This is a genomic window from Pseudomonas sp. St386 (genome assembly GCF_018325865.1).
In the GTDB taxonomy this organism is placed as follows: domain Bacteria; phylum Pseudomonadota; class Gammaproteobacteria; order Pseudomonadales; family Pseudomonadaceae; genus Aquipseudomonas; species Aquipseudomonas brassicacearum.
Genome location: NZ_AP021900.1, coordinates 3,913,417 through 3,926,143 on the forward strand (window position 1 = coordinate 3,913,417; position 12,727 = coordinate 3,926,143).

Sequence of the window (12,727 nt, forward strand, 5' to 3'; positions counted from 1 at the left end):
CTCGGCCGGCGACCTTGACGGCAATCAATTGCCGTCAATGCATCAGCTCGGCGAATGGCAGGTACAGCACCTTGTCGTGCTTGTGCAGTTGCGCCTCACACTCCACCACCGCCAGCCCATCGGCCCAGCAAGCGGCCGCCAGCATCGCCGAACTTTGCTGAGGGTGCAGTTCCACGCACAGGTGGCCGTTGGCATCCGGAACCAACCTGGCCCGCAGGTACTGCCGGCGCCGGTTGCGCTTGAGCCAGTCGAACCCGGCCGGCACCTGCAACGGCACGGGTAACACGTCGCCCATGCCCTGGGCCCGGAACAGGAACGGACGCACGACGATCAGCGCGGTAATCAAGGCCGCCGACGGGTTGCCCGGCAGCCCGATCCATGGCTTGCCTTCCACATCCCCAAAAGCCAGGGGCTTGCCCGGCTGGATGGCCAGGCGCCAGAGGTCAATGCTGCCCAAGGCTTCGATGGCGTGCTTGAGGTGGTCCTCTTCACCCACCGAGACACCGCCCGAGGTGATCAGTACATCGCATTCGGCAGCGGCCAGGCGCAACGCTTGTCGGCTGGCCAATAGCTGGTCGGGCATGACCCCGAAGTCATGCACCTCGACACCCCAACCGCGCAACAGCGCGGCGAGGCTATGGCGATTACTGTTGTAGATCTGCCCTGGCGCCAGTGGCTCGCCCGGCTCACGCAGCTCATCGCCGCTGCTGAGCAGACCCACTTGCAAGGGGCGATAGACGTCCACCTGGCCGACACCGGTACCGGCGAGCAAACCCAACTCCTGGGCGCGCAGACGCGTGCCGGCTTCAAGCAACCGGTCTCCTCGACGCAGTTCCTCGCCTTCCTTGCGAACATGGTCACCGCCGTTGACCGACGGCAACCAGACCCGCTCGCCATCGACGCGACAGCTTTCCTGCGGCACCACCGTGTCGGCCCCCGGTGGCAGCGGCGCGCCAGTAAAAATCCTCACGACCTGCCCCGCCTGCAACGGTTCGCCCGGCTCGTCACCCGCGGCGATCCGCCCGCCCAACAGCAGGTAGCCGCCGTCACCCGGCAGGTCAGCGGCCCGCAGGGCATAGCCGTCCATCGCGCTGTTGTCCCAGGCCGGCAGGTTCATCGGGCACACAATGTCAGTGGCCAGCACACGCGCCAGGGCCTGGTCCAGGCCAACCCGTTGCACGGGCGGTGGCGGCGGTGCCTGGTCGAGCAGATGACGGATCGCCTCATCCACCGGCATCAGCACGCCGCTGTCGCACACCCGGCCGCTCACGAGCGTGTCTCGCAAGCCGTCGGGGCGATGCCGTCCTGGGGCTTGAGGTGCGGAGTGAAATTGCACGGGCCGGTGCGGCTGTCCAATTGCCCGGCCAGGATCTGCTCCCAACCGGTCCGGCAAGCCCCCGGCGAACCCGGCAAGCAGCACACCAGCACCCCATTGCTCATGCCCGCCAAGGCGCGCGATTGCAGGGTGGACATGCCGATCTCCGCCAGCGACACCTGGCGGAACAGCTCGCCGAAACCGTCCACCTGCTTGTCCAGCAGTGGCGCCACCGCTTGGGGGGTGTTGTCGCGCGGGGTGAACCCGGTGCCGCCGGTCATCAACACCACCTGCACCTTGGGGTCGGCGATCCATTGGGAGACCTGGGCGCGGATCTGGTAGATATCGTCCTTCACCAGCCCACGGTCGATGAGCACGTGTCCGGCTGTTTGCAGCAGGTCCGCCAGGGTTTGGCCCGAGGTGTCGGTTTCGAAGGTTCGGGTATCGCTGATGGTGAGGACCGCGATGTTCAGCGGTTGAAAGAGGCGTTGCGTCAGATGGGCCATGATCAGCCGTCCTGTCAGAAAAGATGGCCCAGCCTGAACCGCAATCGTTGCCGGGCCTATTCCTCCTTGGAGGTACCTCCCTCGGCGCTCAAGGCGCCAGGCGACTGCGCTGCCAGACGCCGTCTTGCAGGCGGTAGTCGAGGCGATCGTGCAAACGGTCGGCGCGGCCTTGCCAGAACTCCATCCGTTCGGGCCGCAGGCAATAGCCTCCCCAATGGTCGGGGCGCCGCACGGGTTGATCGGCAAAGCGTTTTTCGGTTTGCGTCAGCAAGGACTCGAGCGCAGCCCTGTCCTCCAGTGGTCGGCTTTGTGGCGAGGCCCAGGCACCCAGGCGACTGGCGACGGAACGGGATTCGAAATAGGCATCCGATAACGCCGGATCGAGTTTGTCGACCGGCCCTTCGATGCGGACTTGCCGCTCCAAACCCGGCCAGAAAAACGTCATGGCCGCCCAGGGATTGGCCGCCAGGTTCTGGCCCTTGCCACTTTGGTAATTGCCGAAAAAAGAGAAGCCCTCATCGCTGAACCCCTTGAGCAACAGGATCCGGCAATGCGGCCGACCCTGCTCGTCCACCGTCGCCAGGGCCATGCTGTTGGCTTCCACGGGTGGACTTTCGGTGTCGCGGGCCTGCTGCATCCAGAGCCTGAACAAAGCCATGGGGGCGTCGGGTGCCTGGGCTTCATCCAGGCCATCGAGGGTGTACTGACGGCGCATTTTTGCCAGGGAAAGTGGCATGACGGTGATCTCCACGATGGATTTGGGCCAGTGTGGGTTCTGCGGCGGTGGCGGGCCTTGATCGTTGTCAATGCCGGTTCTTGTGGTGAGTTGAAGGGTGCTATCGCGAGCAAGCTCGCTCCCACAGGTGATCTGTCGTGTTCACAAGATCCCTGTGGGAGCGAGCTTGCTCGCGATGAGGGCAACTCGGTCCAACCGGTCAACGGTTACTTAAGCCCCAACCGCCGCGCCAGCTTATGCAGATTGCTCGGGTCAACCTCCAACAGCCGCGCCGCCCCCGCCCAGTTCTGCCCGCAGCGTTCCAGGGCCTTGAGGATCGCCTGTCGCTGGCAACCATCGACAGCCTCGCTCAAGGGTTGCACGGGCGCATCCAACGCTTGCAGAGCCTGTTCCGGCAGCGCCTGCGCCGAGGCCGCGCTGGCGTTGACGTCAAGGTCCAGCACCTGCGGTTCCAGGGTCATGATCAGACTGCGACTGGCGCCGCGACTCAATTGCTTCAACGCCGCGCGGCTGATGACGTGTTCCAGCTCCCGCACATTGCCGGGCCAGCTGTACGCCAGCAGCGCCTGTTCGGCCGCCGGCGACAGACGCAACCCACGCAAGCCCAGGCGCGTGCGGTTCAGTTCGAGAAAGTGCCCGGCCAACATCAACACATCGTGGCCGCGCTCGCGCAGCGGTGGGATCGGTACCGGATAGACCGAGAGCCGGTGATACAGGTCGGCGCGAAACAGCCCGTCGCGAATGCTGTCAGGTAGATGCCGGTTGGTGGCGGCGATGATCCGCACATCGACGTGCAGTGGCTTGTCCGCCCCCAGGCGCTGGATCTCGCCGTTCTGCAGGGTACGCAGCAACTTGGCCTGCACGCTCAACGGCAACTCGCCGACCTCATCGAGAAACAGCGTGCCGCCATTGGCCGCATCGAAGCGCCCGGCGCGGTCGGTGGTCGCCCCGGAGAACGCGCCTTTGACGTGGCCGAACAACTCGCTTTCGGCCAGGGACTCGGGCAACGCTGCGCAGTTGACCTGGACCAACGGCTTGTGGCCACGTCGGGACAGCCGATGCAGCCGCCGGGCGAACAACTCCTTGCCGACACCGGTTTCCCCCAGCAACAGCACTGGCAGTTCGGAGTCGGCCAATACATCCAGCTCGTTGAGCAATTGCTGCAACCCCTCGCTGCGCCCGAGGATCTCACCTTCTTCGGCTGGCAGGCGCAGGTCCGCCGGATCGCTGCGCGACGCCCGCAAGCTACGGTTTTCCTGCTCGAGCCGGGTGACCCGCACGGCGGCTTCGATCTGCAACGTACAGCGTTTGAGTTCCTCGCGGGCGCGGCTGTCGAAGGTGCCGGCGTGCAACGCATCCAGGGTGATCGCCCCCCAGAGCCGGCCTTCCACGTACAGGCTCACGCCCATGCAGTCATGCACCGGCAGCGGTTCACCGACGTGGTTGTCGAGCAAGCCGTCATAAGGGTCCGGCAGACGGCTGTCCGGCTCGAACCAGGTAGGTTCGCGCGACGCCATGATCGCCGCCAGGCGCGGGTGCTGGGCAATCACGAAGCGCCGTCCCAGCGCCTCGTGGACCAGGCCTACGGTGGCCACGGGCCTGAGACTGTCATCGTCCAGGCGCAGCAGCCCCACGGCGCCACTGTTGAAGTATTCGCGCAGGGTCTGCACCAGGCGCTGCAATCGCACCGCATTGGGCAGCTCGACGATCAGGTCGGCGGCCAGGCTTTCACGCAGCATGGTAGTGATGACCCTCCAGGGTTCGTTTGACCCTTCACAGCCAGGGTGACAATCACCCTGCCAAAAATTTAATGCTTCATTTTCAATCAGTTGAATCTGGCACGTCGGCTGCAAAGAGAGCATTCATCTGTCCCTGCCGGGATTCAACCCAAGGAAACATGATGAGCCTCGATCTGCTGGAACAAAGCCTCGGCCAACTGGCCTGCGATATTCCCGGTGCAACCCGTACCTTCCATCATTACAACCTCGACTTCTGCTGCGGCGGGCAAAAGTCCTTGCGTGAAGCGGCGCTGGGCAAAGGCCTGAACCCGCTGCTGATCGCCGACGCCCTGCGCACCCTGCAAGCCGCCGGGGAGCTGGGCCATGACTGGCGCGACGAGCCCCAGGCGACCTTGATTGCCCACATCCTGGAGCGCTACCACGCACGCCATCGCGAACAGCTGCCGGAGCTGATCCGTCTGGCCCGGCGCGTCGAGCAGGTCCACGGGGCGCGCCCCAGTTGCCCGAACGGCCTGGCCGATCACCTGCAGGACATGTACCAGGAACTCGAAGGCCACATGCTCAAGGAAGAACAGGTGCTGTTCCCGATGCTGCAACAGGGCCTGGGCGAGCGGGCCTCGGCGCCAATACAGGTACTGCGCTACGAACACGACCAGCACGGTGAAGCCCTGGAAACCATGCTCGCCCTGACCGACCAGATCACCCCTCCCGCTGACGCCTGCAACACCTGGCGCGCCCTGTATCGCGGGCTGGTGGAGTTTCGTGATGACCTGATGCAGCACATCCACCTGGAAAACAATGTGTTGTTCGTCAATGCGATGAAGCCTGCTCACTAACTCTCAAACATTGCCCATTACTTCTGTGGGAGCAAAGCTTGCTCGCGATAGCGATGGATCAGTCAACATTGATATCGACTGACACTGCGCCATCGCGAGCAAGCTTTGCTCCCACAGGCATTTGCTGCTCTCATTTGCTGCCCTCATCTGCTGCTCAAAACTGCCAATAGAACATCGCCTTGGCCAACACCACGATCAGCACCATGTGCCCCAGGATACTGCGGCGCAACCAGCAGGCGCGGCTGAGTGTCAGGCGACCGCTCTTGAGCCAGTACGCCAGCCACAAATAATGACCGATGATACTCAGCGCCAGCAGGATCTTCAGGCTCAGCAGCAGGCCGAAGCTGTTGTTCAACGGCTGGCTCAATGCGCCGCGATGCTGCCAGGCCAGGGCCATGCCGGCGCCGTACAGCACCAACACGACGCCGTGCAGCACGCGTCGCGAGCGCTGGGCGATGGCCTGGTCGGCAGCGTCCCGCGTGCCTTGCACCAGCGGCCGGCGGGCGCTATGCCAGATGAAGACCTCGAAAAACAGCGTGCCAATAAAGGCGATGGCCGCCAACAGGTGCATGATCAGCAAGACCCCGTACATCATCGATTCCCTCCGCCCAACCGGCTCATCCCGGATGCCCATCCACCCGAGCCTTGAGCAGCATCGGCCCATAGCGCCAGGCGTACAGACCGAACGCCAACGTCCAGCACAGCGCCGCCAGCCACAGCCCGGCCAACGGCAACAGCAGCACCAACAGCACGCGGCTCAGGCACGCCAGGTTCAGCAGGATGAACGCCAGGGTCATGCCCGCCGGTGGCTCGAGGGCGCGCCCGGTATGGCCCAGGCTGACACGGGCAACCATCGCCAGGATCAATCCGGCCATGGCGCCGATGGTCAGGCCGTGCACCGCCAGGCTCGGGTTCACTGGCACGCCGAAGTGCCACAGCGCCATGCCCAGGCACGCCACCGCCAGCCAGGCGTAGGCCAGGTGCAACGACCACAGCAGCGGCACCCGCCACAAATCCCGATCATGCCAACGCACCAGTCGAATCCCGTGGCCCACCGCCAACGCGGCGAACAACAGGCCGACCCAGACGCTGGCCACCAGCGCCGGACCGAAGGCATACAACAGTGCCACCAGCGCCGACCCTGCCAGCAACAGGCGATCAAGCCATGGCCAAGGGGCAACGCCCTCGACCCGTCCGAGGCCGCGCTGGGTAAAGAATGGAATCACGCGACCGCCGATCAACCCCATCATCGCCGCCACCAGCCACAGGCCGGTGAGCACGCTCTGGCGCTGCAAGCCCTCGTTGTGCTGCACCAGGCCGTATACGGATAACCCATCGGCGGCGGCCAACAGCAGCAATACCAGCACAATCGGGTAATTGCGCTTCTGCCGCACACGCCACAACATCACGCCCATCAACGCGGCGACCGCTAGGGCAAAACCCAGCTCCAGCAGCGTCAGTAACGGCCAGGGCGCATCCACCAGCCAGGCCAGCCGCGCGCCCAGCCACAACAACGCCAGGGTTGCCAGGCGCTTGCCGCTCAGGCCGGGGATTGCAGTCCAGGTTTGCACTGCCGTCAGCAGGAACCCGGCAATGATCGCCAGGCCGAAACCGAACAACAGTTCATGCCGATGCCAGGCCAACCAGCCGCCAGCCGGCTGCCAGGCCGACAAGCGCCCGGTGAACGCCGCGAGCCAAAGGGGAACGACCAACAGCGCCAATACACACCCGGCCAAAAAGAACGGCCGGAACGCCAGGCGCCACAACGGCAAAATGGCCATGGCCTTGCGACGGTCAAGCACTTGCATACACCACTCCTTTGCCTCGCTGAACCGCCAGCGAGGTACGACAAATCAGGGTTCGAATGATCGGCTATCGACGCTGACTGGCCTTGTCTCAGATCAAGCCAGTTCATCGGCAACCTCCCGTCTCGAACAGGTACTTGCAAGGGGCTTGCCGGACCGGGTCAAGCCTCCCAACAAAACACCTCTGCCCCTGTGGGAGCGAGCTTGCTCGCGATAGCGCTGGGTCAGCAGGCATTGATGTCGGGTGTGCTACCGTCATCGCGAGCAAGCTCGCTCCCACAGGGACTATAGTTCATAGGGTATTTAATACCCTTTCATGGTTGTTTTAACCCTGTCAGGTCAGGGTCATTTTTACCCATCTCATCCCCAACGCCCCACGAATCAACGCCCGCAGGCATGGCCCGTCTCTTGCTCAGGCACGGCATCACCTTTCTTGTCGGGGTCATCCATGAAATCCGTCGTTCTGCCGCTTACCTGGTTCGTCTTGCTCTCCTGCGTCGTGGCGCTGGCCAGCGGCCTGTCCCTGAGCCTGGTCTGACCCCGATCACCTTTTCGCTATTACAAGGATTCCATGCCATGGTGCTCCACCGCGTCCATCACCAGATTCTGCGCAGCCATCACCTGTTCGAGCCTTTGAACGAAGAAGAGCTCAACGAATTGATGAGCAACAGCCAATTGCTGAACATCGACAGGGGCGATCCGCTGTTTCGCCAGGGAGAGCCGGCGCAGGCGTTTTACTTCGTGATTTCCGGCGCGGTGAAAATCTACCGGCTGACCCCGGATGGCCAGGAAAAGGTCTTCGAGGTGATCGGCGAGCGCCAGACTTTCGCTGAAGCCATGATGCTGATGGACACCCCCAACTACGTCGCGTCCGCCGAAGCCGTCGGCCCGACCCAGGTGTACCGGCTGTCCAACGCCACTTACATGCGTCTGCTGCAAAGCAACAGCCGGCTGACCTTCGCCTTGCTCGGCAAGCTCTGCGTGCGCCTGCACCAACGGGTCAACGAGATTGAAACCCTGTCGCTGAAGAACGCCACCCACCGCGTGGTGCGCTACCTGCTGACGCAACTGGTGCGCCTGCAAACCGTGGACAGCCAGTTCGAATTGCCGATGGCCAAGCAGTTGATCGCCGGGCACTTGTCGATCCAGCCGGAAACCTTCTCGCGGATCATCCGGCGCCTGATCGATGAAAAAATCATCACCCAGGACGGTCGCCAGATCGCCATTCTCGATCGCCTGCGCCTGGAACAGTTCGAATGACTACACAGCCCACTTGCCTGTATTGCCAACAAGCCAACCCGATACACGAAACCGAATGTCGCCAGTGCGGCATGCCCCTGCCAGTCGAGGCCGCAAAGGCCAGCGAGCGCCGGTTGCGGCGCTTCACCTGGTTCTGTGTCGGCTTGACGATCTTCTGCATCGTCATGTTCTTCTGGCTGCCCCGCGACATCGTCTGAACCCTCAATCCTGAGTCAATTGCCGGTACAACTGCGGTAAACGCAGCGGCAGTTGCTCGGGCTGGCGAATCAAGGTGTAGCCGTTGGCCCCGAACATGTACGGCAGGTAATCCCCCGCTTCGCGATCGATGGTAATGCAGAACGGCGTCAGCCCTTGGCGCCGGGCTTCCAGCACTGCCTGGCGGGTGTCTTCCACACCGTAGCGTCCTTCGTACAGGTCCAGGTCATTGGGTTTGCCGTCACTGAGCAGCAACAACAATTTGCGCCGCCGCTTGCAGCCCGCCAACCGTTGCGTGGCCTGGCGGATCGCCGCGCCCATGCGCGTGTAGTAACCGGGCTTGAGGCCCTGGATCCGTCCGCGGGTGTGATCGTCGTAGCGCTGGTTGAAGGCCTTGAGTTCATGCATGCGCACCTGCTGGCGGCGCAAGGAAGAGAACCCGTACAAGGCGAAATCATCCCCCAGCACCGACAGGGTTTCGCCGAACAGCAACAGGCTGTCACGGATCACGTCGATCACCCGGTGCTCGTCGTTGAGGTGGGCATCGGTGGACATCGACAAATCGGCCAGCAGCAGGCAGGCCAGGTCGCGGCGAGTCTGGCGCTGGTCCATGAACAGTCCGCGTTCGCTGCACTGGCCGTGCTGGCGCTCGACATGAAAGTCCAGCCAGGCTTGCAGGTCCAGTTCCGAGCCTTGGGTTTGCTGGCGCAACCATTGACGATCGTTGCGCAAGTGTTCGAACTGGCGACGCAAACGCTGGGCCGAGCTTCGCAGGCGTGCGGGCAACGGCTGGGGCTGGCAATCGCGAGGGGTGAAGGTTTGCAGGCTGACGAAGTCGTCCTGCAGTCGTTGTTTGCGGTAATCCCATTCCGGTAACAGGATGCCTGCGCCCAACGGGATGTCATCCACATCGGCCGGCGGCAGGTCCAGGTGCAGTTTCAAACCACCGCCCTTGCGCAAGCGGGTGCGCGACAGGGTCAACTGATCCAGATCCTCGGCGACGCGGGCAGCGTCCGGGTCTTCGCTGTCATCCGCCCAGCGATCCAGGTCCACGTGTTCGGTCCAACTGAACAGGTTTTCCAGGCGCACGATCAGCAGCCCACCGTCACGGGTGGCGTCGTCGATTCGCTCGGCGCGCTTGCGCCCGCCCTGCTGTTCACCGGGGGGTGTGGCCAGGTATTGCTCGGACTCCTCAAGGTTGGCGGCCTGGGGATTGGCCAGGTGTTGGGGTGGGTATAGCCACAGCGGCAACGGCCAGGCCGCCCGCTCGCTGCGTGGAAAATGTTCGACACTGCCCGGTTCGCGCAAGGCTTGGCACAACGCCCGCTCCAGGGCGGCTTCGGCCGGGTTGAGCGTGGCCGGATCGGGGCGCAAGGACAGGTGCGCATCCACCAGCCGCCGGTAGCGAGGGCGCAGCGCCGGGTAGCGCTTCAACACCGCCAGGGTCCAGCACTGATTGTCCCTGCCCCAGTGTTTCATCGGCCCCGACTGCGCGGCCAACAGCGCGAGCCAGCGATACAGCTCTTCGTTGAGCCCGACATCGGGAAACGCCGCAAGGCTCGCCGGCAGCCGCAAGTTATCGCCGTCACAACAGGCCAGGGGCACTTGCTTGCAGGTGCCGGCGATCTGCTGCAACAGGTTGCGACGCAGCAGCAAATCGCGGTCGCTGACCGCTTCCACCCCCAGGTGAGGCGCACCGCCGGTGGCGCGAAACAGCACCTGCAACGAGCGTTGCCGGGGGACCAGCTCGACCCGGGCCTCAGGAAAATCGACACTGGCCCGACGGGTGATGAAACGGTGCCAGACACTGCCGACCCATTCTTCCAGCTCGAGGGTGAATGCCATGGTTATCTCCTCTTAAGCCGAACCCATTGTGGCGAGGGGATTCATGTGGGAGCAAAGCTTGCTCGCGAAACAGGCGCCTTGATCTCTGAAAGATCGCATCGCCCCCATCGCGGGCAAGCCTTGCTCCCACATAAATCCTCTCATCACAAATAAGTCCGGCTCAGTAGTTGTGATGACTTACGAAGGCACCACCGCCGCCGGTGCGCGCAGGGCCGCACGGCCACGTTGACGGAAGCTGAACAGGTAGCAGAGCAACCCGGCCAGGAACCCGACGCCGCTGACCAGTCGCGCCCAGAACAGCGGCTTCAAATGATCCATCGTGGCCATGAATGGCAAGGCACTGCCATCCGTCATCCAGCGTTGCAACCACACCTGGACCACGCCGGCTGCGGTGAGGAACAAGGTGATCATCACCATCGACAAGGTCATCAACCAGAAGCCCCAGATCTCCAGGCGCTGCGAACGCTCGTCCGCCGCTTCACCCAAGCCCCGCAAGCGTGGCATGGCGTAGCTGATCAGCGTCATCACGATCATTGCGTAGGCACCGTAGAAGGCCAGGTGACCGTGGGCCGCGGTCAGTTGCGAACCGTGGGTGTAGTAGTTGACCGGTGCCAGGGTGTGCAGGAAACCCCAGACACCTGCGCCGAAGAACGCGGTGACCGTGGTGCCCTTGGCCCACAACGTGGCGGCGCGGTTCGGGTGTTGCCGACGACGGTTTTTCACCATGCTGAAGGCGAAGACCACCATGGCCAGGAACGGTAGCGGCTCCATCGCCGAGAAGATCGAGCCTACCCACAACCAGACCTCAGGCGCGCCGATCCAGAAGAAGTGGTGGCCGGTGCCAATGATCCCGGTGATCAACGCCATGGCGATAATCACGTAGAGCCACTTCTCGACCACTTCGCGGTCCACGCCGGTGATCTTGATCAGGACGAAGGCAAGCATCGAACCCATGATCAGTTCCCAGACGCCTTCGACCCAAAGATGCACCACCCACCACCAGTAGAATTTGTCGCGGGCGAGGTTCGAGGGGTTGTAGAAAGAGAACAGGAAGAACACCGCCAGGCCGATCAGCCCGGTCATCATCACCATGCTGACCGTGGTCTTGCGACCTTTGAGCAGGGTCATGCCGATGTTGTAGAGGAACCCCAGGCACACCACCACGATGCCCATCTTGGTGATGGTCGGCTGCTCGAGGAACTCGCGGCCCATGGTCGGCAGCAAGTCGTTGCCGGTGAATTTCGCCAGCGTCGCATAAGGCACCGAGAGGTAGCCCAGGATCGTCGCCACACCTGCGGCGGCGAACACCCAGAACAGCACGAGCGCCAGTTTCGGGCTGTGCAGTTCGCGGTCGGCCTCCTCCGGTATCAGGTAATACGCCGCGCCCATGAAGCCGAACAGCAGCCAGACGATCAGCAGGTTGGTATGGACCATGCGGGCCACGTTGAAAGGGATCAGCGGGAACAGGAAGTCGCCGACCACGTATTGCAGGCCCATGATCAAACCGAACAACACTTGCCCCAGGAACAGCATCAGGGCGAACACGAAGTAGGGTTTGGCGACGGCCTGCGAGGCGAATTTCAGATGCGGATTAGCCATGCTCATCTCTCAGCCCTCCTTGTTTGGCGGCCAGCCATTGGTATTGATTTTCGAGCTCCACTTGAGGAACTCGGCGATGTCGTCGACTTCCTGCTCGCTCAGGTTGAACTGCGGCATGGCCCGACGACCCGGAACGTTCAGCGGCTGCATTTTCATCCAGGCCTGCAGGAACGGCTTGAAGGCTTCATCGCCGCCGCGGCGGTTGACCACGTTGCCCAGCTCCGGCGCAAAGTACGCGCCCTCGCCCAGCAGGGTATGGCAGCCGATGCAGTTGTTGCGCTCCCAGACGCCTTTGCCGCGTATCACCGATTCCGTCAATTGCGCCTGGTTGCTGCGTTCTGGAAAGGTCTGTTCCGTGTGGTAGGTCAGGGCCAGGAATATCAGGAAGAAGAAGATGCTTCCCCCGAAATAAATATTCCTGGCCATGCCTTTGGTGAAGGTATCTGACATGGTCACTTCCTCATTGCTTGGCGTGTTCATTCTAGGAAGCGCGGGGTCGGAAACCGCTTGATGGCGATCAAGAATCTCCGATGGTTTTGGTGGGTTGTTCCAACACAGCCCGAAAGGCAGATGAGCTTTTGTGGCTAGGGGATTTATCCCCTCGCCACAGGGTTTTGTGTTTGCAGGGTCAGATCGTGAATGAAATGACGAGCCCGATCACCGTCGCCAGCAGCGCCGCCCAGCTCAACACCAACCGCCGCCACAATCGCGGCGCATGGCGCAGCTCCATGAAGCCGTCGGCGATCAGCCAGGCCTTGGTCACCGCGATCACCAGGATGGCGATGGACACCAGCCCGGTAGCCGCGACCTGGCCCAGGGCAACGGTGCCGGTGCTCAGCACGGCCAGCGTCATCCAGCAAGCGATCAAGACACGGGAAGCCGACATGAGCA

13 protein-coding genes are annotated in these 12,727 nt (G+C 63.0%); 3 read left to right on the top strand and 10 right to left on the bottom strand.

Features of this window, described 5'->3' with window-relative positions:
* Positions 1–34 precede the first annotated feature (34 nt).
* The 4 genes from glp to norR form a co-directional block, all read right to left on the bottom strand.
* Positions 35–1,270: a gephyrin-like molybdotransferase Glp gene (gene glp / locus KI235_RS17125; protein WP_027911925.1), complete on the bottom strand. Its 1,236-nt coding sequence runs from the start codon at positions 1,268–1,270 to the stop codon at positions 35–37.
* Entirely contained in the window at positions 1,267–1,821 is a 555-nt protein-coding gene (moaB, locus tag KI235_RS17130; protein ID WP_003202476.1) for a molybdenum cofactor biosynthesis protein B, read from the bottom strand. The genes glp and moaB overlap by 4 nt, the downstream gene beginning before the upstream one ends.
* Before the next feature lie 88 nt (positions 1,822–1,909).
* On the bottom strand, positions 1,910–2,557 hold the full coding sequence (gene pdxH / locus KI235_RS17135; protein WP_212795185.1) for a pyridoxamine 5'-phosphate oxidase: 648 nt from the start codon (positions 2,555–2,557) through the stop codon (positions 1,910–1,912).
* A 206-nt stretch (positions 2,558–2,763) separates the two neighbouring features.
* Positions 2,764–4,296, bottom strand: coding sequence for a nitric oxide reductase transcriptional regulator NorR (gene norR / locus KI235_RS17140; protein ID WP_003202479.1), 1,533 nt, complete (start codon positions 4,294–4,296; stop codon positions 2,764–2,766).
* 161 nt (positions 4,297–4,457) lie between these two features.
* Here norR and ytfE point away from each other — a divergent pair, with 161 nt between their 5' ends.
* Positions 4,458–5,132, top strand: a complete 675-nt coding sequence (ytfE, locus tag KI235_RS17145) for an iron-sulfur cluster repair protein YtfE (RefSeq protein WP_003202481.1) — start codon at positions 4,458–4,460, stop codon at positions 5,130–5,132.
* A 154-nt stretch (positions 5,133–5,286) separates the two neighbouring features.
* Here the strand turns inward: ytfE and KI235_RS17150 are convergent, their stop codons facing one another.
* Both KI235_RS17150 and KI235_RS17155 read right to left on the bottom strand, forming a co-directional pair.
* Positions 5,287–5,727, bottom strand: coding sequence for a hypothetical protein (locus tag KI235_RS17150; RefSeq protein ID WP_003202483.1), 441 nt, complete (start codon positions 5,725–5,727; stop codon positions 5,287–5,289).
* Positions 5,728–5,749: 22 nt separating this feature from the next.
* Positions 5,750–6,940 (bottom strand): NnrS family protein, encoded by a 1,191-nt coding sequence (locus KI235_RS17155; protein ID WP_149632401.1) that lies wholly within the window; start codon positions 6,938–6,940, stop codon positions 5,750–5,752.
* A 573-nt stretch (positions 6,941–7,513) separates the two neighbouring features.
* Between KI235_RS17155 and KI235_RS17160 the strand changes: the two genes are divergently transcribed.
* Both KI235_RS17160 and KI235_RS17165 read left to right on the top strand, forming a co-directional pair.
* Complete coding sequence (locus KI235_RS17160; RefSeq protein WP_003202487.1) at positions 7,514–8,197, top strand: Crp/Fnr family transcriptional regulator; 684 nt, start codon at positions 7,514–7,516, stop codon at positions 8,195–8,197.
* Positions 8,194–8,394 (top strand): hypothetical protein, encoded by a 201-nt coding sequence (locus tag KI235_RS17165; RefSeq protein WP_003202489.1) that lies wholly within the window; start codon positions 8,194–8,196, stop codon positions 8,392–8,394. Before KI235_RS17160 ends, KI235_RS17165 begins: the two co-directional genes overlap by 4 nt.
* A 4-nt stretch (positions 8,395–8,398) precedes the next feature.
* Here the strand turns inward: KI235_RS17165 and KI235_RS17170 are convergent, their stop codons facing one another.
* The 4 genes from KI235_RS17170 to KI235_RS17185 form a co-directional block, all read right to left on the bottom strand.
* On the bottom strand, positions 8,399–10,237 hold the full coding sequence (locus KI235_RS17170) for a VWA domain-containing protein (protein ID WP_003202491.1): 1,839 nt from the start codon (positions 10,235–10,237) through the stop codon (positions 8,399–8,401).
* 177 nt (positions 10,238–10,414) lie between these two features.
* Positions 10,415–11,842 carry a cbb3-type cytochrome c oxidase subunit I gene (locus KI235_RS17175; RefSeq protein WP_003202492.1) on the bottom strand — a complete coding sequence of 476 codons (1,428 nt, stop codon included), beginning with the start codon at positions 11,840–11,842 and terminating at the stop codon, positions 10,415–10,417.
* A 3-nt stretch (positions 11,843–11,845) separates the two neighbouring features.
* Positions 11,846–12,286, bottom strand: a complete 441-nt coding sequence (locus tag KI235_RS17180; RefSeq protein WP_003202495.1) for a cytochrome c — start codon at positions 12,284–12,286, stop codon at positions 11,846–11,848.
* 178 nt (positions 12,287–12,464) lie between these two features.
* On the bottom strand, positions 12,465–12,722 hold the full coding sequence (locus tag KI235_RS17185; protein ID WP_060613916.1) for a cytochrome C oxidase subunit IV family protein: 258 nt from the start codon (positions 12,720–12,722) through the stop codon (positions 12,465–12,467).
* Between the last annotated feature and the right edge of the window lie 5 nt (positions 12,723–12,727).